Source organism: Paenibacillus sp. Y412MC10 (assembly GCF_000024685.1).
GTDB lineage: Bacteria > Bacillota > Bacilli > Paenibacillales > Paenibacillaceae > Paenibacillus_AQ > Paenibacillus_AQ lautus_A.
On record NC_013406.1, the window covers coordinates 5,524,178 to 5,547,625 of the forward strand.

The 23,448-nt window shown below is 47.9% G+C and carries 18 protein-coding genes, 2 pseudogenes and 1 other annotated feature (1 of these 21 running past the window's edge); of the genes and pseudogenes, 4 read left to right on the forward strand and 16 right to left on the reverse strand.

Annotated features, from left to right (window positions below; genetic code table 11):
- Nucleotides 1-120 precede the first annotated feature (120 nt).
- From GYMC10_RS24070 to GYMC10_RS24110, 9 genes are all read right to left on the reverse strand, one after another.
- Nucleotides 121-1,563 (reverse strand): right-handed parallel beta-helix repeat-containing protein, encoded by a 1,443-nt coding sequence (locus GYMC10_RS24070; protein WP_015736937.1) that lies wholly within the window; start codon nucleotides 1,561-1,563, stop codon nucleotides 121-123.
- A 278-nt stretch (nucleotides 1,564-1,841) separates the two neighbouring features.
- A complete protein-coding gene (locus GYMC10_RS24075; RefSeq protein ID WP_015736938.1) occupies nucleotides 1,842-2,969 on the reverse strand; it encodes a Ger(x)C family spore germination protein in 1,128 nt (375 codons plus the stop codon).
- Complete coding sequence (locus GYMC10_RS24080) at nucleotides 2,966-4,060, reverse strand: endospore germination permease (protein WP_015736939.1); 1,095 nt, start codon at nucleotides 4,058-4,060, stop codon at nucleotides 2,966-2,968. The genes GYMC10_RS24075 and GYMC10_RS24080 overlap by 4 nt, the downstream gene beginning before the upstream one ends.
- A gap of 4 nt (nucleotides 4,061-4,064) precedes the next feature.
- Nucleotides 4,065-5,561, reverse strand: coding sequence for a spore germination protein (locus GYMC10_RS24085; RefSeq protein WP_015736940.1), 1,497 nt, complete (start codon nucleotides 5,559-5,561; stop codon nucleotides 4,065-4,067).
- 272 nt (nucleotides 5,562-5,833) lie between these two features.
- Complete coding sequence (locus GYMC10_RS24090) at nucleotides 5,834-7,543, reverse strand: ABC transporter permease (RefSeq protein WP_015736941.1); 1,710 nt, start codon at nucleotides 7,541-7,543, stop codon at nucleotides 5,834-5,836.
- A complete protein-coding gene (locus GYMC10_RS24095) occupies nucleotides 7,540-8,568 on the reverse strand; it encodes an ABC transporter ATP-binding protein (RefSeq protein ID WP_009593289.1) in 1,029 nt (342 codons plus the stop codon). The genes GYMC10_RS24090 and GYMC10_RS24095 overlap by 4 nt, the downstream gene beginning before the upstream one ends.
- A gap of 2 nt (nucleotides 8,569-8,570) precedes the next feature.
- Nucleotides 8,571-9,674, reverse strand: coding sequence for an extracellular solute-binding protein (locus GYMC10_RS24100; protein WP_015736942.1), 1,104 nt, complete (start codon nucleotides 9,672-9,674; stop codon nucleotides 8,571-8,573).
- A gap of 41 nt (nucleotides 9,675-9,715) precedes the next feature.
- Entirely contained in the window at nucleotides 9,716-10,534 is an 819-nt protein-coding gene (locus GYMC10_RS24105) for an MBL fold metallo-hydrolase (RefSeq protein WP_015736943.1), read from the reverse strand.
- A gap of 39 nt (nucleotides 10,535-10,573) precedes the next feature.
- The gene (locus GYMC10_RS24110; protein ID WP_015736944.1) at nucleotides 10,574-11,725 is read right to left on the reverse strand and encodes a GntR family transcriptional regulator; all 1,152 of its coding nucleotides are present in this window, start codon (nucleotides 11,723-11,725) and stop codon (nucleotides 10,574-10,576) included.
- Between the two features lie 765 nt (nucleotides 11,726-12,490).
- Between GYMC10_RS24110 and GYMC10_RS24115 the strand changes: the two genes are divergently transcribed.
- Both GYMC10_RS24115 and GYMC10_RS24120 read left to right on the forward strand, forming a co-directional pair.
- Entirely contained in the window at nucleotides 12,491-13,915 is a 1,425-nt protein-coding gene (locus GYMC10_RS24115; protein WP_015736945.1) for a hypothetical protein, read from the forward strand.
- A gap of 51 nt (nucleotides 13,916-13,966) precedes the next feature.
- Nucleotides 13,967-15,187 (forward strand): MFS transporter, encoded by a 1,221-nt coding sequence (locus tag GYMC10_RS24120; protein ID WP_015736946.1) that lies wholly within the window; start codon nucleotides 13,967-13,969, stop codon nucleotides 15,185-15,187.
- 112 nt (nucleotides 15,188-15,299) lie between these two features.
- Here GYMC10_RS24120 and GYMC10_RS24125 read toward each other — a convergent pair whose 3' ends face one another.
- A complete protein-coding gene (locus tag GYMC10_RS24125) occupies nucleotides 15,300-15,662 on the reverse strand; it encodes a winged helix-turn-helix transcriptional regulator (RefSeq protein ID WP_015736947.1) in 363 nt (120 codons plus the stop codon).
- Between the two features lie 164 nt (nucleotides 15,663-15,826).
- On the opposite strand from GYMC10_RS24125, the gene GYMC10_RS24130 reads away from it, so the two are divergent.
- Entirely contained in the window at nucleotides 15,827-16,453 is a 627-nt protein-coding gene (locus GYMC10_RS24130) for a TetR/AcrR family transcriptional regulator (protein ID WP_015736948.1), read from the forward strand.
- Nucleotides 16,454-16,665: 212 nt separating this feature from the next.
- On the opposite strand, the pseudogene GYMC10_RS24135 reads toward GYMC10_RS24130, so the two are convergent.
- From GYMC10_RS24135 to GYMC10_RS24150, 4 genes and pseudogenes are all read right to left on the reverse strand, one after another.
- Nucleotides 16,666-16,902 (reverse strand): annotated as a pseudogene (locus GYMC10_RS24135) (SDR family oxidoreductase); the annotation flags it as partial.
- 121 nt (nucleotides 16,903-17,023) lie between these two features.
- On the reverse strand, nucleotides 17,024-17,893 hold the full coding sequence (locus GYMC10_RS24140; RefSeq protein WP_015736949.1) for an SDR family NAD(P)-dependent oxidoreductase: 870 nt from the start codon (nucleotides 17,891-17,893) through the stop codon (nucleotides 17,024-17,026).
- Nucleotides 17,894-17,937: 44 nt separating this feature from the next.
- Entirely contained in the window at nucleotides 17,938-18,888 is a 951-nt protein-coding gene (locus GYMC10_RS24145) for an NADP-dependent oxidoreductase (protein ID WP_015736950.1), read from the reverse strand.
- A 173-nt stretch (nucleotides 18,889-19,061) separates the two neighbouring features.
- Nucleotides 19,062-19,820 carry an SDR family oxidoreductase gene (locus GYMC10_RS24150; RefSeq protein WP_015736951.1) on the reverse strand — a complete coding sequence of 253 codons (759 nt, stop codon included), beginning with the start codon at nucleotides 19,818-19,820 and terminating at the stop codon, nucleotides 19,062-19,064.
- 182 nt (nucleotides 19,821-20,002) lie between these two features.
- Here GYMC10_RS24150 and GYMC10_RS24155 point away from each other — a divergent pair, with 182 nt between their 5' ends.
- Nucleotides 20,003-20,641, forward strand: coding sequence for a TetR/AcrR family transcriptional regulator (locus GYMC10_RS24155; RefSeq protein ID WP_015736952.1), 639 nt, complete (start codon nucleotides 20,003-20,005; stop codon nucleotides 20,639-20,641).
- A gap of 325 nt (nucleotides 20,642-20,966) precedes the next feature.
- Here the strand turns inward: GYMC10_RS24155 and GYMC10_RS33140 are convergent.
- Nucleotides 20,967-21,169: pseudogene (locus GYMC10_RS33140) on the reverse strand (hypothetical protein).
- Nucleotides 21,170-21,216: 47 nt separating this feature from the next.
- The gene (gene ilvB, locus GYMC10_RS24160; RefSeq protein ID WP_049788823.1) at nucleotides 21,217-22,929 is read right to left on the reverse strand and encodes a biosynthetic-type acetolactate synthase large subunit; all 1,713 of its coding nucleotides are present in this window, start codon (nucleotides 22,927-22,929) and stop codon (nucleotides 21,217-21,219) included.
- Between the two features lie 411 nt (nucleotides 22,930-23,340).
- Nucleotides 23,341-23,448 (reverse strand) — a binding site (T-box leader) (it continues 160 nt past the right edge of the window).

Below are 23,448 nucleotides of genomic sequence, written 5' to 3' on the forward strand. Positions count from 1 at the left end.
TCCATTGCCTTTTCACAATGCTGCCTGTCTGCTGTACTATTCGTCGCTGACGGATACGACATCGCCGATTGCATGCCAAGGCCTTAGCATTCTGCAAGTACCCTAAAACGACGAAGTAATCTACTCTAAGTTCAAATCCGAATGCAAATCATTCCCTGTCTGTGTCCGATAAGCGCTGAAGTCATCATATTCTTCGCCTTTCCAGATCCAAAGCGATTGATTTTTGCTGCTGTAGTGATTAAAGTCCACGATGTTCCCTTCATTTTGGGTGAACTCGTTGGTGATCATCAGCCCATCCTCATTCGCTTTGATGGAGTTATAGCGCATTTCATTGTTCCTTGTATCGAAGGCCAAATTGATTTCACCGTAACCAAGATGCTTGGTGTTGTTATTAGTGAACTCATTCTTTTTAATGATACAATTTTCCGTCCTTCCGCGATCTTCGTCATAGCCGCCAAGCGTGATGCCTGCCGCGCTATTGTTATAAATGCGGTTAAGTGACACCTCTACATTTGAAGTTGAACCTCCGGCATGCTCACTTGCCAATTCAATCCCAAAATCATTGTCGTGAATGTCATTGTCGATGATTGTGATATCTTTGCCACCGTCAACATAGATACCAGCGGCGGAATAGTCGTTTCCATATGCGGGATTGCCATAAGAGGAGTTGCTGTATACCTGATTCTCCTGAATAACACCGTTTCGCGCCTGATCTAGAACGGGGTTCGGTCCGGTACCTTCAAACCCGATGATGTCGACCCCGATATTGTTGTTATGATGCACGAGGTTCTTCGTAACACGAAACCCGTCTACGTTTCCATTAATCGCCATGGCCTCGCTGGCTCCCAATTTCAGGTTGTACAGCTCATTTTGGGTAATAGCAATCTGCTTGAGCGGAGCCTCCGAGTTGCCGTAAACTGCAATGCCATGGGCATTACCGCCGCCTGCCTTCTGACCCGCATGGGTCCCCATATCGTGAACGCGATTCCCTATGATTTCGATATTTCTGCCGCTTCCGCTCACATGAATGCCGATGGGAGTGACATCAGCGGAACTTGTATCGTAATGGCGTATTTCCAGCCCTTCCACGCGTACATAGCTGGCATTGTCAATATGGATGACGCCATTTTCAACGGGTTGAACGCCTTTGCCGTCCATGACTGCCGTATGTCCCTTTGCACTGCGCAATGATATGTAGCCCTGGTCTGACGATCCTGATTTTTCGATGCTCACCGTTTGGTGATATACTCCTTCAAGAAGGATGACGGAACCGCCCGGCTTGACTAATTCGATTGCTTTCTGGATGCTGTCTAGCGGCGCATTCATCGTCCCCAGATTAGCGTCTTTACCTTGCGGCGAGACATAATAATCCCTTGCCGATGCTTCACCCGCCGCTCCCGCAGTCATGATCCCTGTTGAATCAGTTCCCGATTGTTCGGTGACAGAACTAATTGCATCACTAGGAAATATCTTAGCAATGAAGTAAGTTGTACTTACCAACAACAGAATGAGTAAACTGGCACCAAGAATAATCGAGATATTTTTTTTACGAATGATACCCACATCCTTTAAACCGAATAGTTAGTAGTATTTTATCAAGCCCGGGGTATTACGGCCAGCACGAGCTCATTCTTGTCCTCCGTGAGTGCGATTGTTGAGCGGCTTTTTATTTAAGGAGCCTGCCAGATCGAATCTAAAGGAAAAGGGAAAAAGACTAGCATGATCAGCGATTCTGATCATACCAGCCTTTTTTAGTTCGTCTCTTTTATATGAGTGAGGGTACACCATATGTTCCTACTGCGTCCTACTCCTTCTTGTTATTGCTTACATAACTCCATCGTTTATTCCACAGCCCCCGTCGCGCCGATCCGAAGGTCGACCTCTACGTGAAATTGAGCTCGGGCAAGCTCTTCGCCCCAGTTATCCTGGGCGGCCTTGTATAACGGATAATGATATGCTCTTGCATACAGGCCGAATCCTGCCGGGTCAATTTTGTGCTTCTGAAATTTTCCGATGAGCTTCTCGATGCTTTTCTTCATTTCCTTGCTTAAATTACTCGCCATTTCCTCGGAATTCTCCAGAAGCTCATATTCAAGAAACTTTTCCGTAATGCTGATAAACGAGTTTATCTTAATGTAGTAATGGAACCTGCCATCATCGTGAGAAGATTTAACCTTCACCGAAATGTCCCCTATGCTAAAACTCACCAAATCGGTGTTAAACGGCAATCGTTCCCGCATCCCCTCAACAGGAAAAGTGAGGCTGACTCCTGGTTTAGCTTCTTTTTTTAAAATTTGCAGAAGCGAAGTTTCTTGATAGCTAAGCGAATCCCGGTACTGTCCTTCTTGAGATAGCAGCGTCGTGCCCTTGAGCAAAATCTTTCCATTCTCGATCATGATCTCCGAGATGGCAGGGGTAATTGCCTGGTCATGCAATTGTCTATGCATCTCTTGAGCCGTCGTCTTTACCGTTGTTGACCTTCTGCTTCCCGAATCAATCAGCGCTCTTAAAAACACGGAGGTTGTTGGCTGATCCATTGCTTGAAAATGAATGACATCGGCAACGGGACCGTCATAAGCAATGATGCGGTTGGTAGTCGTATTGCGAGGGTCGCGGAACGTAACATCGAGCACTTTAAACCACTCCTTATATTGAAGCAGCTTCTTCCCCACAACGATCACCTGGAAATTACGGCCGGCAACCGCTCCTGGAAACTGGGCGTCCTCCTGGTTTCGTGCCTGTCTTAAACCTGCTGCTATTCCTTCCCCTTCACGGCTTTTTTTCTTAATATCTTTGCTAAATACCGGCGCAGAAATATAATAACGAAGCCTTTCGTCTATGACGTCCAGACCGAGGGCCAAAGGAACGGTTGCATCTTCTAAATTGGTCTTGTCGTAACTGCAGCCCGTTAGAGCAAGCAGTATTGTGCAGCCCATCGCCGCAGCAGAGAGTTTTTTGACCCATCTCATGATCGCTTCTCCCCTCTTACCTTTCTAATGATTGCTACATATAGAAGAAGGCATGCAGGCAAAACAAATTCCATCACAAAACCAGCGAGGTTAAGGAAATTATTAACTCGAGCGGCATCGATAAAGCTTGGCCTATAGATGAAAAAGCTAACCGCAACCGCGAAACACCATACGGCGAGGTGACCTCTCTCCGGCCCCTTCCCCAATAGCCATGCCGAATTCATGGAGACAAGATGCATCGAAGGAATCCATATGCAAGAGAACACAAACAAATAAAATGCAATAAACAGCACCTCTACCCGCTCAATGAACTGGAATTCGATCGACTTCATGATGCTGATGACCGGCTCGTTGTATTCGGCGATTTCATCGGGGCTAAAATACACATAACAAACCAGGGTGATTCCCAGGTAAACCAGGCAGGTGAGCGTGTTCGATATCACCATAGCTCTCAAGGCCTTATCTTTTCTAACAAGATAGGGATAAAGAAAAAACGCGAGCCCGATGCCAAGCATGGGATAGACCATGATTTTTATGGTTGAAAGCACCGGAAGCCAGCCTTCTTTGATGACAGGGAGCAAATAGAGCCAGTGAGCATGGCGCAGCGTGGCTAAATAAATGAACGGAATCCATATGGAGAGGAGCGTTACGATTTCGCTATATCTTCCGATGGCCTGTAAACCATGCTGCGCAATTTGAAACGTAGGAATGAGCAGCAGCAGAACTAGAACATAGATATACGTGCTGGGCAATAACCAAAGTTTGATAACAAGTGTAGCAATCATAAAACCGTCGTAAGCCAGCAACAAATAATAGGCCGTAAATATGAAAGCAGCGATTTTAGATGCCCAGACCCCCATATAACGCTGCAACAAATCTAGTATCGTACCGTCGGGATTGTTTTTCATCACCTTAACGAGCGCTGCGGATGCCAATGTTGCCATTCCCCAACCAAAAAAAATCGCGATCCAACCATCCGTTCCGGCTTGTCTGGCCAATTCTCTCGGAAGGGATAGAAATGCAACGCTGATTTGAAAAGCCGAAACCATCAGCGTAAATTGAAGCATGGATACCTGACGAATGGTCTTCATCTGTTTATTGTTTCTCCTTCCAGCCCCGATTCCTTCCTTGCCGTTTTGCTTGTATTGCTCTTGTACTCAGTGGCCGATTGTTCATCAGCCATAGCGGCACGCGCAGAAGCGTATCCTTCCAGTCCGCAGCTTTAAACGGAGCAATCGGCGTACTGTAGGAGGTATCCAGCGAGTTCAGCGTGATAAGTCTTCCCATGATGGTCATCATGCCTACAACCATGCCAATGAAGCCGAACCAAGTCGCAAGAACCATGATCATGAAGCGCATTAGACGGACGGCAGCCATCATGTCTTGGTTCGGGATAATGAACGACGCAATGGCCGTAAAAGCAACCGCGATCACCATGATATTGCTGATCAACCCTGCCTGCACCACAGCCTGCCCGATCACGATCCCCCCGACGATCCCCACGGTCTGACCGATAGGCGCTGGCAGCCGCACCCCCGCTTCCCTCAGCATTTCAAGCGTAACTTCCATAATGATCGCTTCCACAAACGGGGGAAACGGGACCTGCCCGCGTGATTCGCCGAGCGTCAGCAGCAGTTTCATGGGGATGATCTCATAATGATAAGAGATAACCGAAATATAAAATCCCGGCAAAAAGATAGCGATAAAAAAGGCAAAGATTCGCAAAATTCGAAGGAAAGACGATATGGACCATCGAGAGCTGTAATCATCCACGGTCTGAAAAAAAGACATGAAGGTTGCAGGCGCCACCAAAACACTTGGCGAACCGTCTACAACCACGACGCAGCGTCCTTGCAAAATTTGCGAAGCGGCCGTATCGGGCCTTTCGGTCGTAAGGATCTGCGGAAGCAGCGCAAGAGGCTGGTCTTCAATGAATTCAACCAACTCGCCGGTATTAATAATGGCATCGACATCGATGGATTGAATGCGTTCCTCGAATGCCTTAATAATGTCCGGTTGAGCGACATCTTCCAAATAAATTAACGTAACCGCCGTTTGTCCCCTTCTTCCAACGATGTAGCGCCTAAGCTTCAACTCCTTGTCCGGGATATAACGACGAATCATGGCAATATTTTGAGAGCCGATTTCAATGAATCCTTGATGCGCCCCTTTGAGTGAGGGCTCCTGCTGCGGATCTTCGATCGCGCGTGTAGGCAGTCCTTTGGTGTCCAGTATATACGCGATGCCGCGACCTTCGATGAACAACACGCTGTTACCGAGCATAAGGTTCAGCCTCAGTTTAGTCCATAAGGATTCAGGCTTTACATATCCTACATTTGTAATAAAGTCATCGGACGGGTTCCCGGACTCAAGCTGAAGCGGAGCAAGAATATCGTGATTGAGGCATGTCTTATCGGTCAATTCCTCCATATACACGATTGCCGCTTTTTCCCCGGTTTGTTTAATGGTTAGTTTTCGTACGATCAGGTCGGGAGTATCCGTGAACATTTCTTGGATTCTGCCTATTGATTCGTTTAGACACGGAGTAATTTGTTCCTCTTGCTCATGGTTGGCAGAATGCTCCTTCATCATGTTAGGCTCCCTTCCTCACTGGATGTTTTTCCTTATTATGTTGATTTTGGACACGGTTATGCATTCCCGCCAGGTTCATAACCCGTTACGATACGGGAATACTTCGAACTTGGCCAGGATTAAGCAATTAGGCATCGCTTGGAGTCAAATCAAAAAGGCGGATTGGACAAAAGTCATCCAGATCCGCCTTAAGTTTTTCTTTGTGTTTGAATTCTTCACCAAAAGCCCGTGTTCAGGGAATGAAAACCTATGCGGCACGTATCCTCGTGCCTTCAAGATCTGCTATTTCTTCCATAAACGAAATATAACGTAATGGAAGACATGATCATCAGTATCACCGAATAAACCAAGGTCAACGCTTTGGTATCCGCGAGGGCCTGCGCATCCGTGCTGTTCTTGATGACGATTCCTAACGGCTGGTACAAAGGATGATAGAGGAACACGGTAACGTCATAATCGGCCAAAATCCCGTTGAAATTCAAGGCAAGCACAGCTAGCGTCGACGGTAGAATGATCGGCAGCAATACTTTTCTGAACGTATAGAACGGCTTGGCACCCAAATTCCTTGCAGCATCTTCCAGATTGCTGTCCAGGCTGAAGAAGGAGGCCTTGACCATTCGCAGGGTGAAAGGAATATGGATGATGACGTAGGCAATCAGAAGCATCCAGATCGTGCCAACCAATACCGTATTCCCGATCATCAGCTTCGGCGTGTTAAAGGTTACGATCAGTCCGATCGCAATCAGCGTCGACGGCAGAATCCACGGAATCAGCAATGCGTATTCCAGGGCAAGCGCCCACTTATTCTTATATTTATGCAATATCCTTGACGCGGCCAGCGCCAATGCGACGACAATGACCGAGGCTGCCGCGGCATATAGAATACTCACAAGATAAGGCTTGAATGCCGACATGGATGAAAACACTTGAATGTAATTATCCAACGTGAAGCTGTTTATATTCAACGTGGCGGTAGAGATACTTGCCGCATCGGTGAACGAAAAGATGATGATCAGCACAACCGGAACGATGTAGAGGACAAACAGGCTGTAAGCCAGAATATGAGCGGCTATGTTACCGGATTTGCTGCGGATTTTTTGTTTGACCAGCTCCGATTTGACTTTGGAGACCGACATGAAGTTGCCTTTACGTTCGAACCGGATCATCACGGTCAACAACACCAGTGTGGCTACTCCGAGAATAAGCGCCAGCAGCGCAGCCAAATCTCTTGACGTCATGCTTTTCGAGAACGTCAGAATCATCGGCGTAATCGTCTGGAATTCCTTCCCCCCGAGAATAAGCGGCGCGGACGTCGCAGCCAGGCCGGTGAGAAAAGTCAGGATCGTCAACGCATAGATCGTAGGCTTCAGGACCGGAAGTACGACCCGCCTTAAGATATACCAAGTAGACGCCCCCATATTTCTCGCGGCCTCCACCGTTTGGAAGTCGATTTTGCGAATCGCATTGCTCAGGAACAGGAAGTGGTTCGACGTGCATGCGAACGTCATGACGAATAAAACCGCCCAGTAGCCATGAAACCATGTCGTATTAAAAGAAGGGAACCATTGAGCCAGGAGCTTGGTCATAAACCCTTCTTCGCCATAAACGAATTTATAGCCGGACACCAGCACGACTCCGCTGTAAATCAAGGTCGTAAAATAACCCAACCGCAAAAATTTTGCGCCTTTGATATCGAAATATTCCGAAATCAAAACCAGCGTTATACCCACCACATTTACCGTAATGACAAGGGAAAAGGCGAGAATAAAGCTGTTATATAAACTTCTCATCGCGCGCTCGGAAGAAAACAGCTTCTCTGCCGCTTCGAGCGTAAATTTGCCGTCCTTAAAGAAAATTTCGCCGTAAATATTCAAGTTCGGATAAATCAGAAAGGCAATGACAAACCAGGCAATCAACCCGTATAAAAGGATCGAAACAGGGTTTACGGAAGCCAGCCGGGCGCTCAGGTTCCGGGCATTCATGCTTCCCCCTCCTTCATCGGGTATTGCAAAATATCGCGGACCGGGAGGTAGATGTCCACATCGTCACCGACCTCATGATGGACGAGCCGGCTTTCGATTTCGATGGTCTTTAGCCGTCCGCCGCCGGCAATCTCCAATACGTACTTGCTGTATAAACCGTAAAATTCCCGGTCCGCGATCTTGCCTTTCAGTTCGACCGTATCGATCCCCTGCAGGGGCAGCAGGCTTACCTTTTCATTGCGGATATAGGCGATATTCCCTGGCTGAACAACATCGTTCAACCGGCTGTTCTCCACCATCCGCGGATCGATCCGATTAATATCTCCTATGAAATTGCATACAAATTCCGTTTGCGATTGATTGTAAACTTCCAAGGGCGTTCCCACTTGCTCCAGGACCCCATGATTGAATACTCCAATTCGGTCGGACAGCGTTAATGCTTCTTCCTGGTCGTGCGTGACATAAATCGTGGTGATCCCGAATTTCTTCTGCAGTTGTTTCAGCTCGTTGCGCAGCTGCACCCGCAGCTTGGCGTCCAAGTTGGATAAAGGTTCGTCCAATACCAAGATGCTCGGCTTCAAAACCAGCGCCCTGGCAATCGCGACGCGCTGCTGCTGGCCTCCGGATAGCTCCGATACCTTCTTGAACAGCTGATCATCTTTCAAATCAACCTTCCGGGCAATGTCCTTTACCTTCTGGTCCACTTCCGCCTTGGAAAACTTCTTGACTCGCAAGCCGAAAGCAATATTCTCGTACACATTCATCGTTGGAAACAATGCATAACTTTGAAATACCATTCCGATCTCTCTTTTTTCGATCGGCAAACGGGTAATGTCGGCGTCTTTCAGCAGGATCTGTCCGCTCGTAGGCATAATAAACCCGACCAGACTGCGGAGGGTCGTCGTCTTCCCACAACCCGAGGGACCGAGGAACGTGAAGAATTCCCCTTCCCGAATATGCAAATTAAGGTTTTTGACCGCATGAAATTCTCCGAATTTAATATCAACGTTCTGGAATGTAATCATATTTATTGCATAATCTCCAATTCGATTTTCTCCGCCCACAGATCCATGTTTTCGGCAATAAAGGCCCAATCGAAATCTTGTGGTTTTAACGAAGTAAACAGCTCCTTGACGGACTCATTGGCTTGCTCGACCGCCTTCGTATTTGCCGGCATGGCATTGAACTCAGCCGCAAATTCCCCTTGGACTTCGCTGGATCCGAGCCATTCCACGAACCGCTCCGCCGTTGCCTGCTTCTTCGTTCCGTTCACGATCGCCGCATGTTCCACGACCATCGGTACGCCGATTTCCGGACTGACAATGCCTGCTTTCACGTTATATTGCTCTTCCTTCTGCTGCAGGGTTCCGGAGACGAGCGCTCCCAGCGGGGTTTTACCGCTGGCCAAATTGGCATAGAAGTCTTCGCCCTCGACTGCGCTGACACCGTTGTCATACAATTGCTGAATTTCATTCCAGCCCTCCTCGGATACCCCGAGATCGCCGTTCGGATCTTGGAAACGGGTCAGAATGCCCGCTACAACAAGGCGAGGCGTATTTTGTCCAAGCAGCGTAGGAGCTTCGTATTTCCCTTTATACGCATCGTTCTTATAAAGGTCCGTCCAGTCCTTTGGCGCAGTATCTGCCGTGAATTCGTTCGGGTTATAACCAAGCAGAATCGCTTGCTTCACAAGCCCATGATAGTAGCCTTCCGGATCGTTCAAGCCCTGCTCAACATCTCCGGCCCAGCTCGGTACAAACTTAGCCAGAGCGTCTTCCTTTTTCAAATTCTCATAAAGCATATTGTTCAAGCCGTATACAACGTCCGCGATCGGGTTGTTCTTCTCGGCAATCAACCGGTTCGTCAAGTCGGCGCCGCCCGCTCCGACAATTTCGATGTCAAAGCCCGCACCCTTCGCTTTCTCAATCAGCCATTCGCCGCGGCCGTCGGAGTTCGCATTGGTGTACACGATCAGCTTTTCATTCTGGGCTGGTTCATTTGATGACGATTCCGACGGAGCCGGTGTCCCCTCCGAAGTGCCCGTGTTAGCATTGCCGGCATTGTTGCCGCCTCCGCAAGCCGAAACAATCACACACATAATGAGAAGTAGCGCCATTGAAAGTTTTCTCATGATTTCCTTAACTCTCCTTTGATCGTGTCATTTTGTTTGGTTTAAATGTTGATGATCAACCCGTCATATGCCGGTAAAATTCCGGCGGGGCTGAAGATGCGGACAAAATCCTCATGTAGCAGCTTGGAATTATGGCTAAAATGTGTGACGACGATTTGGCCTTCAGGCTTCAGGATATTTTCTTTTTGAAACTCGCGCTGGGCTTCCAGCACCGTTTCCACGCACATATGATTGCGGTCGCGGGAGTTCCCCGTATATCCATGCGTGCAGTCGAGAATGGCGCAATCCAGGCTTTTGCCCTTTAACCACGCCCATGTCGCATCCGGGAACCAGCCCGAATCATGCCCGTACAGCAGTTTTTTCCCTTCCTTTTCGATCACGTATAATAGACAGGTTTCCATCCGGTCATGATCGGCCAATAATGGCGTTACCGTTGCATCGCCCATAGCAAAGGTCTCATACGGGCGCAACAGATGAAATTGATACCTTTGTCCTTCAAAGCGGCCGATGGCGGCACGCGTGTGGTGCATCACGGTACCATTCCCGTAAATGTGCATCGGATGCTGGAGGCCGTGCGCAATCCCTTCCCTGCGGCATTCCAGATCAGCGGCATTGAAATGGTCCATATGCGAATGCGTGACCAACAGGTGCTCGATTGCTCCCAGATCGATATTGTCCCGCAGCGCCTGCATATAGGAATCCGGGGAATAGTCAAACTTGATGACATCGTCCAGGATGGCGGAAGTTCTTGTGCGGATATTTTTTCCCCCAAGCTCCCGCGCTTTGTTGCAATGCTCGCAGCGGCAAAATGCATTGGGAAAGCCCTCTGCGGCTGCGGTTCCTAGAAAGTGAATTTTCAAAGTCATGTCTCCTTGCCATGCAAACGATAGTGATCCATTTTACGTCCAGGACTGAACGGATTGCCGTTCTACTATCGATGTTTGAATTTTAATGGTGATGGGATTCTCGTTGGAGTTGCCAACGCGCTTCATCAGCAAATCAACGGCCGATCGGGCAAGCTTCTCGGTGTCTTGTCGAACCGTCGTAAGCGGTGTCGGAATATATGCCGCTAACTGGATATCGGAAAACCCGACGATGGACAGCTTTTCAGGAACCGGAATCCCCATTTGCAGTGCGGTGTGAATTGTCGAGATGGCGACATGGTCATCCCCGCACATGATGGCCGTCATCCGGGGGTTGTCCTGAATAAACCGCTCCTGTTCCGGATCGAGCTCATTAATGCGGCTGGTATCGCAAGTGACGCTTCGAAAATGAATGTTCTGGATCTTCACCGGAATTTTATGATCGAGCAGCGCTTGGATATAGCCTTGATACCGTTCCTTCCGGCTTGTGATATTGTCGATCGGGTTCGAAGTGTATCCGACCTCCCGGTGCCCCTTCTCGATCAAATACTTGGTCATTTGATAAGAGCCCATATAATGGTCGTGATACACGCAATCGATCTCCACTTCATGGAAAATACGATCGATGATCACCAGCGGCAGTTTGCAAAGCTTTAGTCGCAGCACCTGATCGCTGCAGGTCTTCCGCCCCTGAGGAAACAGAATGATGCCGGTGATCCCTCCTTCGGCCAGCCTTTCCAGACAAAGATCCTCATCGTCGCGGTCCTTCGTCATTTTTAGAATGAGGTCGCACCCGTGCTTTCGAACTTCAGCCTCGGCGGCGGCGATGATTCTGGAAGTGTAATCGGATAGATGGGGCATAATGAGCGCGATCTGTCCGAACGGCCTCTCCACGTTCGGTGCCGCCTCGGTGACCTGGGGTGAAGTTCCTCCATGGACCATCAATCCATCTTGCGGCTGGGCAAGGAAGGTCCCTCTGCGGGGGAGGCGGTAAACCAGTCCCTGCTCTGCCAGCTTTTGAAGCGCCAGCTTGCTCGTCATTCGACTCACGCCAAATAACTTGGCAAGCTCTCCTTCGGATGGAACAGGATCATGCGGCCGCAGCCGACGACTCTGAATAATCTCGATTACCTGATCAGCCACCCGGTGATATAATTGATTCTGTTTCATCAAACGTGCATCTTTCATCAAATTATCCCTCTAATCGTTGAGTCGACTCGTATCCGCAAGGGATCTAATTTGAAGTTAATTTATGTCACTGACATATTCAATGATATATATGTAAAAGTCTCGTAAATTCTATGTTAAATCGTAAATCCGATCTCCTGAACCCCATATTACATATCAGTGATTTATTCTGGCACAGGTGAAAAAAAGCGTCCCGCAAGCCTTGAAAAAAGACTCGTGGGACGCTTTGGGTTATTATGGCCGGGTAAATTCCGCCCGGTCAAAGCTTCCGATAAAAAACAAAAAGCCTTGATTTCTCTAGGGTTTTTCTTCGTATGGAGCCTGAGGGGATCGAACCCCTGACCTCATCGCTGCCAGCGATGGAAATGTAGGCCGTGATTTATTGACGACATGCCCAGGTGCATGAATTGATTCCTGTTGAGCGATTTCTTTTACCAGATCAGGGTTTACATCTACTGCCTTGGCATTGGTCAATGAAACGGCGAGTAATAGCAAAAACAAGACAAGTCCAACTGCTGCCATTTAAGAGACTGTTTGTTAAACTTGGAAATCCTGATCATTCTCCTCTTCAACTCAGAATGTTCCGATCTAATCCATTTCTAAGTATCAAAATGTATCCTACCCCACAAAAATGTTCCGTTCACACAAAAAAGTGCGTACTTTTCACCAATTAGTAAGGGTGATAACCTTACATACAGAACGATCGATCCACAATTGATTGAGCGACACACGGTCGTAAAAAAAACATAGGTGAGGTGCTAAGAAATGAAGGAATATCAACTTATTTTGAAAGAGAAGAAGATCGTTTGGGGAGAAACCATAGATATTGAGCGGCTCATTGACAACAAGCCAGTCAACTCCATCAGACAGGGCGTAAACTCGAACATGGATTGGAATTTGCCTGCAGGCGTATATCGAGCCAAAGAGATTGTTATCGAACTCGATAAAATGCTTGAGGCCATGCTGGTTCAGCTGGGCGAACCAGTGAACAGCGATCCGACAGTACTCTTAGATAGCCTGTTAGCCAATTTGGCGATTTCCGGACGCTTGTCTTCTTTGCCCTTAAAATCATTGGAACTTGAAGATCATGCTGGTATAGAGATTAGAGCTCAAGCGGTACGTATCGGAGAACAATTGGTAAGCTGGGCCAGAGAGATCAATGCTGAGAAAAAGACATTGGCTGAGTATGGGTCAGAAACGCTTAGTGAACTGGAATTTCGAAGCCACTGTTATGGTCATCCACTGACCCCGGAAGCCACTGCTCAGGTTTGGGGACCATTCGGCGGACCAAGGATTATGCAGATTTATAATGAATACTTACACCAATTCGTTTTACTTCGGGATGCCTTATTGCCATTTGCCAATTGGGAAGAGGTTCCGTTTGAAGTCAAGGAATATAGGGAATTCAAAGGATTGCGTTTTCTGGAGCCATCCCGAGAAGTATTCTTAACGCAACTGTTCAAGAAAAAATTAACACATAAATCGATCATCCAGTATGCACAAAGTGTGGTTAGTTCAGGGTTGGAAAAAGTCGGTTACGGCTTCCAATATCGTCTAGGTACCGTTTTGCCGGCTGGTTTGGGCGAGTCTGCCCGTACGGCATCCCGTTATCTCCTGAGATGGCATCCCGTACAAACGATACAGGTAGAAGATGCAGAAGGTTTGGCCGCGGTCTCCTTCGATTATGAATATGATGATTATTATTCCGCGCCCCGTAAAGAGGCAGGAAAAGGAACACCGGCAGACGACGAATTGCTTCCTGAATATGGGGAGGATTACTATGAACCATCGATTGCCCGGTTGCTTCCAAATACCAGTACCGATCGAACGACCCTACAGTTCAGTTTGGAGATGAAAGGCAACGAGTTTGCAGTAGATCTTGGTCAACTTTTTAGGGGGCAGCGCTTTTTATATCGGCCACAAAGAAGCAGCGATGCCGGGAGCGAATTTATAAAACGAGAATACATCCACTGGCACCCTGCTGAAGACATTCTCTCGCATTCCGGATTGGTCACCAATGCAGATGGCATCCATTTCATTCCGACTGGCAAAAACGAACTTGTCCTATGGGCTTTACTAGGCAAACTCTATCCCGAAAATGTAGTTTTATTGGATAAAGGAGATCAGGAGGAATTGGAAGCGGCTTATGTTTCCGGCAAAGGCTTCGGTACGCAATTTCTAGTACTGTAAGTCGTGAAATGAAATCCACCGTACATTTTGGATAGAAAGGGAGAACCTATATTGACCAGACAACAAAAGTTTTTGACAATGAATTTATTTTTATTGACCTTTATTCTGGGGACCAGTGAGTTTTTGATGGTCGGATTATTATCTGAAGTTGCCACAGATATGAAAATCGCCATATCGACTGCAGGCTTTCTGGTGACGGCTTTTGCGTTTACCTTTGCTATATGTACCCCGGTCTTTACGGCATTATTCAGCCGTTTTTCCAAATTCCCGCTCATCCTTGTCTTGCTCAGCATATTTATAGTTGGGAATATCGTCACGGCTTTATCAGGATCGTATGGAATGCTTCTGGTGTCCAGAATAATCACGGCCGTGGTTACCGGCGTCTTGATTGCACTCGCGATGTCAGTAGCAAGTCAAGTCATGCCTCCGGAAAAAAGAGGACCGGTGATCTCCATCATCTTTACTGGTTTCACTGTGGCTAGCGTCCTTGGCGTACCCCTTGGCACTTTTATCGGACAATGGGGCGGATGGCATTTGGCCTACTGGTTTACCACATTGTTGGGAATCATTTCTTTGATAGCAAGCATCGCAACCATTCCTAGAGGACTAAAAGGAAAACACAGTTCACTCACAAAACAACTCAGATTGCTCGCTTATCCCAGAATTGTGCTTGCTTTTGCCATTATGATGTTAAGTATAGCAGCTACTTATAGCATCTATACGTATTTAGCTCCTTTGCTTCAGGATGTGCTTTTTGTTCCGGCCCGTTATATTAGTCTCATCTTTTTACTGTATGGTGTTGTGTCTATTTTCAGCACGCTAATCGGAGGAAAGCTGGCTGTCGGTGACGGGATGAAAAAAATGCGCTATGTGCTTCTGGCTCAAGCCGTCATCTTGGTGTCACTTTATTTTACTTCCGGCTCTCTTGTTGGGGGACTGGTCAGCATCTCATTCATGGCTCTCGTTGTTTATCTTATGAACTCGACGATGCAGTTGTACTTCATTGATTATGCCGATGAGCATGTTCCGGAGGCAAGAGATTTGGCTTCATCCTTAACCTCCGTCGCCAACAATGTTGGCATTGCGATCGGATCCGCTTTAGGTGGAATTATCACTACGAACATGAAGCTTATTGATCTTTCCTGGTCTGGTGGGATTGTGGCCGTACTCGCAGCAGTGTTGGCATGGGTCAACTATCTTTTGAAGCAAGGAACTGTCAGTACGACTAAAGAGAATAATGCACTGCATGAGCAATACGAAGGAAATATATAATTAAGACATATAAAAGCAGGAGGTAATTGGGAAAAGTACCTCCTGCTTTTCGAGTGTCAAGAGCAGCCCGATCAAGGCAAGATTAATGGTAAATGGACAGATTGTAGCTTTTTTATGCATTCTTGTGATTTGTGTACAATACTTCATCGGGAAAGCTTTCGATATAGTCGGTTCCAAAATCGCATAACATCGTGAGCATAGGGGCCAGTTGTTCGCCTAGCCGAGACAAGCAATATTCCACTTTTGGCGGTGAAGCTGGATAAACCTTGCGAATAATAAGTCCGTCGCTTTCTAGCATTCTTAGCTGCATCGTAACCATGCGTTGGGTTGCTTCAGGAAGTTCCCGTCGCAGCTCATTGTACCGTACTGGACCTTTTGCTAAGCGGTTTAAAATGGATATCTTCCATTTCCCACTGATTAAGCTAAGTACAATTTCCGAGGTACAGCGATATTCTTTGTCTCTAAAGTTTATCATCTGTCGACACATCCTTTTTAGAAAAGATTGTGTAAAAGCAAATTGTCTCTCTTCAGCCAATTCGAATTACAGACTATTCATTCCATATATTATCTTCAAACAGCTCAATTCTTGTCAAGGATTTCTGGATCGATTAGTATAAAATTAATAAAGGAGGTCATCTTATGCCGCGAACAGGACGTCCACGTACATTTAATCGTGACGAGGCGGTTGCCGCCGCCATGATTCTTTTCTGGGAATATGGCTTTGAATCCACTTCACTGGCTCAGTTAAAGGCAGCAATGGGAGATATATCATCTGCAAGTTTTTACGCAGCGTTTAAGTCAAAAGAAGAACTGTTCCGTGAAGTGATTGATCGCTACATATCGATGTATGGACATGCTTCGGAAACTTTCAAAAATACAAACATAACGTCGAGAGCAGCCATGGAAATGGGATTGCTAGAAGCAGCTCGGTTCCAGACAGAGAACACTCACCCTTTAGGTTGTCTGTTGGTTTTGTCCACAGTTAACTGTTCTCCTGAGCAACAACATATCCAAGACCTTCTGTCAAAGGAAAGAAAGAGAGTCCGGGGGTGGATCAAAGATTGTATAGAACGAGCCATAGCCAACGGGGAGTTGCCAGGATCCACGGATATCTCCATGGTGATTACGTTATTTGAAACCTTCTTACGAGGGATTTCTACACAAGCCCGAGACGGTGTTCCATACGAGGAAATTGCAGCTGCCATAACTCATTTGATGAGCGTATGGGATTCGTTATCTGTTGAACACGATATTCGGGAGGATTGATTGAGCATACAAATTACTCAATAAGTGGCATCGATGCCCATACGACGACCAATCTAAAAAACAATAAATTGAATTAAAAGAGCTCACTCTCTTTTTCTGATCAGCACGTTAATGTCACATATATTGAGCTATGCTGTCCAATTGTTTAACGAGGTTGCCCGATCTATTCCGCGGCAACCTCGTTGTGTTTTAATGAAATTAACGTTTCCCGGCATGGATATGGTCACACCGTATTGAGGCATCTGTCCGGAGGTCATGACGGCTTCCTCACTCGCGATGAAGATAATACGGCCGTATTCGCGACTCAGCATGGAAGACAAATAAAACTTGGTTACGTCGTTGGCGGCGAGAAAGTTCGTGCAGAAGTACTTCTCCCATAGCGCATCGTCTACTTCGTAATAGGACATGATCTCATTGATGCCCATGCTGTTGACGAGGATATCGACGTTCCTGACACCGTGGATATATCAACCGTAAATGATAATTTACTTAATTCGAATTGCTTTCATCTCCCTTGGCCAGCAGGTTAACGGCCGTTCCAACCCTACCGGCGCTTTGCACTTCTGGAACTCAGCCATTAACTTGAACATTCCCTTCAAGATATTCAAGGCTATATATATCGGAGATTTTTTCCAGCACACGCTGCGCATGTTCTGTAAATTTCAAGTCCGCAATCCGATCTTTGAACAGAAACACGCCGGTCTCCTTGCGGTTTTTGCCGAGAGCTCCCTCATATAATAGGTTGGCTCCATGAGTAGGCGGAGAGGAAAAAAACTTCATAAACAGTTCAAATCCTGCGGTCAGTCCGGAATCTTTTCCTTTTCTTAGCGTATTGTTAATGCCTGGGTCAACGCTGCGGATCTTAATGCCTTCCTTGGCAAGCTGCGGTGCGACGGCTTGGGTCCACAACGAAAGAGCCAGCTTTGAAGTCGCATAGGGTCCATACATTTTGCGGAAGGTTTTGGGATGCTCCAATTTTTCGATCGTAAACTCCTTCGTAAATCTAAACACCTGCGACGAAGTGTTAATCACGGTTTTTAAGCTGCCGTTCTTCAACAGCTCCTTCAATTCCATCAGAATAATAAAAGGAACGACCGTCAACAATTCATAATGCAATTCGCGGCCTTGTTTCGAATAGCGCAGCTCACTTAAGCCTCCTCCGGCGTTGTTAAACAAAATATCGATCCGCTGTTCCTTGCTTTTGATTTCTTCCAAAGAGTGCCTCAAGCTGCCATAATCGGTGAGATCCTTCACTTTATAGGCTCGGAGCCGTCCGTCCTTGAGATGATTTTGGAGGAATCTATCGTCCGCTGGAAAATCCGACCGGTTCAAAGCAACCACCTGCCAGTTCTCCGACAGCATTTTGCGGGTCAATGCCAACCCGATCCCGTTACTTGCGCCTGTAATCAGTGCAATATGTTCTCGTTGGTTCTTACTCAATGCATGTCCTCCTTCATTCTGAATTTCATCGGTTAATGCGCTCATCAGTCAGAGTCGGGCAGGAGGATCAGTTTGCCGCGGGCACCCCCGCTCAGGCTGATTTGAACAGCTGAATGCCATTCATCGAGTTCGAAAGTCTTCGCGACCGGAATCGTGAACTTGCCGTCCGCTGCGTACCCGGCAAAGTCGCCGACAACGTCATAACGTGCGGTATGTAGTTCTCCATAGCTGGTGCGAACGCCAAGTTCAGCGGCTGCGGCGAAATCGCTTACGGTTAGGACATGCTGGGGATGCCCGTTGACGATTTCGACCAGATCTTTCAATGAACCGCTGTTTGGCGCCGTATCCAGGGCGAGGTCAACCGGCTGTTTCGCCAGTTCGGTCACTCGTTCGACCATTCCATCACCGTACGAAGTCACCAACGCCCCCATTGAGCGGAGCTTGTCGGCGTAGGTGGGCCCAGCGGTTGCGATCACACGGGCACCGCGCATGAGGGCAATTTGAACGGCGGCGAACCCTACCGTGGTGCCGGCTCCGTGCACGAGTACGGTCTGACCCGATTTCACCCCAAGAGTATCAATGCCACGGTAAGCGGTTTCGACTGCCATTGGCAACGCTGCAGCTTGAACAAAGTCGAGTCCGGCCGGCATTCGGAACCAGTAGTACATAATCGCTTGATCCGACGCACCGGCGCTCGATCCATTCATGAAATCTGCCCCACCCAGAACGGAATCGCCGATGGCAACATCGGTTACGCCCTCTCCGATTGCGTCTACAATACCGGCCACGTCCAGCCCGATTCCGCGAGGCAAGGGCAATTGAGCGGCAAAATGGCCTTGGCACGTCACCCAGTCAACCGGATTTAAGCCGCAAGCGCGTACTCTCACGCGAATGCGTCCCGGCCCTGGCTCTGGGATCGCCACCTCATCCAAGCATAAGACATCCGTTGGTTCTCCGTATTCGTGGAACCGGATTGTCCGCATGGTATTCTCCATTATGATCTCCCCTCCATTTTGCTCTGATAAATTCGCGTTCTGTGATTTCGAACGGTCTTCCAAGGAAAACAACGAACTCCTAAACTATAAAATTCACTAGAAGCCAGGGGGTCATGAGGAGAACCTATGCCCCCTGCCCTCGCTTTAATAATCAGGTGTGCAAACAGAGGAGCTTAAATCTGGGAGCCGCCTCCATCGACAGGGAACTCAGCCCCGGTGGTATAGGTGGCCTCAAATGCTAGAAATGCAACAGCCTTGGCTACCTCAACTGGATCGCCTAAACGCAGCATTGGAATCTGCTGTCTCATCTGTGCCTTTGTCTGTTCGGCAGCTTCTTCAGGCATTGACTTTTCCATGATGCCTGTGTCAATAACGCCGGGACTGACTGCGTTGACGCGAATATTTCGAGGTAATAACTCGCGCGCCAGACCTCGAGTCATGGAGCGCAGCGCTGCCTTACTAGCTGCGTAAGCACTGAGCATTGGGAGACCCACCACGTTCACGATTGAGGTGGTAAGGACTACCCCGCTACCTGAGCCTAACAGCGGAGCGAGTTTCTGCACGGTAAAGTACGGTCCTTTGGCATTGATTGTAAGTATCTCGTCGTACTTTTCTTCTGTCATTGCTTCGAAAGGGACAAACCCCGTGACACCAGCGTTAACGAACAGGGCATCTACGGTTCCAAATTCAGCCTCCACTCGATCGGCTAATGCGGCGATATCCTTCAATGAGGCGGCATCGCTTAAGACCGCGATCGCGTGGCTTCCGAGTTGTTCACGAGCCGCATCCAGCGTCGCCTGAGTACGTCCGGTAATCAGAACGTGTGCGCCTTCATCCACTAGCAGCTTCGCCGTCGCAAGGCCGATTCCGCTGCTGCCTCCCGTGATCACGACCTTTTTTCCAGAAAATTTGCCCTTACTGAATGATTCCATTTAAATCGTCCTCCCTTTGTATAATCCGTAATCGGATGATTAGGTACAAGAGCGATTATACAGCAGTAAATTTAATAAGTAAACAAAATTAATTAAATTAGTTCATTTAATTAATTTCATACATAAAGGGCAGCAAATTTGTTATAATATGTTGTATAGGCAACAAAGGGAGGTACTTATCCGTGAGAAAAGCTGTGAGTGTAGATACCTATGTGGAAAAAATAAAACCCATTATAAGAAAAACAAAATTCAGCCAACTGAAAGTCGACGATCTCGCAAAATATATGGATATCAGCAAAGTGACACTCTATAAGCATTTTTCCTCCAAAGACGACATCATCGAACAAGTCGTGGATTATTACATTGATTATTCGAAGAAGGCTGACACCGTTGTGAAAGACGATGCCGTCTCTTTTTTGGATCGTTTTCAATTAACATTTTTACAATCTTTGATGTGTGCCGCGTATATCTCTGATTTGTTCTTGCAAGATCTGAAGGAATTTTATCCACACCATTTTGAGAATCTGTCCGTTGCCCTGCAGAATCGGAATAAAAGCTTACAAACTTTTTTTGAATCCGGTATGGAGCAACAGATTTTCAACAGATTGAATGCCGTGTTGTTTATGGTTCAAGATGACGCTGTTCTGCGACGCTTTATCGAGCCGTCATTTTCGATTCAGTATGATATCACTGTGAAACAAGCGATTATGGATTTCTACTACATGAAGCAGTATCAATTGCTCAAACCTGAATATCTGAAGATGATTGACGACTCCGATATGGAAAGGAAGATCGTTCATATTTTGCAAGCCATTTCGTAAGTGAAGCATCCATATCCGATTCCGTTGTGGACTACATTGCTAGACGTCTTCCCATAAGAATTGAGTGTTACGCTGAACGTGAACAGACGAAGTATAAGCACCTTAACGAATGTAAACTTCCATGATAGATGTGGGGCGGATGCCCATATCGTAGCCCTCGTAAATAAAGCATTAGTTGACCCTTGAAATCGAAAAAGCGACAGCCCTGGACGAGAAAATAATGTCCTAGACTTTCGCTTTTTCATTGAACGCTAACGTTACCTATTAAATTAATCCCACAAAAGTATTAAGCAATCGGTGTACCATTTCTTACTGGTTCGTCTGGCTACAAAAGAACAACATCACCCTCCTCTGGAATGCCTCCAATTACCAGCACTTCAGATTCAAAGCCATTAACGCTTAAGACCCATTTCACCAAAACCTATCTCCAACTTCATTGCAGGATTTGAGAATTTATGGAAAAGGATCCGCTTTAAGCACAGTACCGATACGGATATCTAATTTAAAAAAATCATCGGGTGTTGCCATGAGTATGCTTTGCTCCTTTTAAACGATTTTTTATCTCTTCAGCGCAATTATTCGTCGTACCCTAGAATCATTTGGTCTAGCGGCGTGCCGGCAAGCACCATTGGGTACACATTCTCGTTGGTCGGGATGACGAACTCGACGAGCACAGGTCCTGTCGTCTGCAGCGCTTCTAACCAGACCTTGGAGGCTTCATCCTTGTTCGTTGCCCTTAATCCCTTGATCCCGTATGCTTCCGCTAGCTTGACGAAGTCCGGACTGCCGGACAGATCAATCTGGCTGTAGCGTCGTTCGTACATCAATTCCTGCTGCTGCTTAACCATGCCGAGCACCTGGTTGTTCAAGACCACGATCTTGACCGGAATCTGATGAATCGCGCAGATCGCCATCTCCTGCGCGCACATCTGCATGCCCCCGTCGCCGTTGATCGAGACGACGAGACGATCCGGATTTCCGACTTTAGCGCCGATCGCGGCCGGGAAGCCAAAGCCCATCGTGCCAAGACCGCCCGACGTGATGAGCGAGCGAGGATGCTTGAAGCGGTAAAACTGCGCGGTCCACATTTGGTGCTGGCCTACATCGGTGGTGATGATTGCCTCTCCTTGCGTCGTCTCGCTAATCATCTCGAGCACATATTGCGGCTTAATGACTGTATCCGAATCGGTATACCGAAGCGGATGCTGCACCTTATACTCTTGAAGCTGCTCAAGCCAGGTGCCCGTCTGGGCTGCTTGCGCTTTCGTGTTCGCATAAGCCAGCACGTTTTTAATATCGCCGATGCATGCGAGATCTGTCTTGACGTTCTTGCCGATTTCCGCAGGATCGATATCGATATGGGCGATACGTTTGGCCTGAGGCGCAAACCCGTCCAGCTTCATCGTGACCCGGTCATCGAAACGCGAGCCGATCGAAATAATGAGATCCGCATTCTGTACCGCCATGTTCGCCGCATATACGCCATGATGTCCGAGCATGCCCAGCCACATCTCGTCATCGCTCGGAAACCCGCCGAGGCCGAGCAGAGTGGTCGCGACCGGAATCCGCGTAGTGTGGACGAATTTGATCAGCTCCTGGGAGGAGTTCGCATAGACAACGCCGCCGCCTGCGATAATAACCGGCTTGCGCGCTTCTGCAATCGCCTGAAGCAGCGCATCCATTTCCGCCGGATTCGGTTCCGGGGCTCCATGGTATCCGCGCAACCGAACCGTGTCCGCTGGACGATATGCCATCCGCTGGTTGGTCACGTCTTTGGGAATATCGATCAAGACAGGACCTTTGCGGCCCGTGTTCGCGATGTAGAACGCTTCATGAATGATGCGAGGAAGGTCGTGTACATCGCGAACCATGTAGCTGTGCTTCGTAATCGGCATCGTGATGCTAATGATGTCCGCTTCCTGAAAAGCATCCGTGCCCATGACATTCGTAGATACGTTCCCCGTTATGACCACCAGCGGCACCGAATCCATATAGGCGGTTGCGATGCCGGTCACCAGATTTGTTGCTCCGGGACCGGATGTCGCGATGCATACCCCAACCTTCCCCGTCGACCTGGCATAGCCGTCCGCCGCGTGGATCGCGCCTTGTTCGTGCCGGGTCAAGATATGCTTGAAATCTGGCTGATGTACCATCGCGTCATAGATATAGAGCACATTTCCTCCAGGATAACCGAATACGCACTCTACGCCTTCCTGCAGCAAGCCGCGCAAAAGCACCTCCGAACCGGTGATATATTCCTCTGATGGCGTCGTTGTTTCATTCGTCATTCCTAATTGCTGTTCCACTTGGGCAGCCTCCTTTGCAAAATAAAACCCCCTCTCCTCCTGAGCAAACTGACAGCGGTCAGCTCATACAGGGACGAAAGGGGATTTTTTCGCGGTACCACCCAAGTTCGCTGCCACCCTCGCGAATGCAGCCTCATGAGGTAAGGCCGATGCCTTACCTGCGGCGCGTTAACGAGCACCATTTCGGTTAAGCCTACTTGCGGGCACGGAAAGAGATCAGCCGCGCTTTCGGTTAACAGCTCCGAGACGACACCATACAAAGGGTTAAGGCAAAGGTTTCAGCGTTTCCTCTGCTCTCTGGGCATAACCGCCCTTGCCGGCTTTCTCTTCATCGCCTGTTGGTATTAAACAAATAACCCCTTCCTTCCCTAGGCTCATAGCAAATGCTAGAAGCCTTGGGACGAAAGGGGAATCGCGGTACCACCCAAGTTTACTGCAACCTCGCAATTGCAGTCTCATGAGGTAAAGCCGATGCTTTACCTGCAGCATGTTAACGGATGC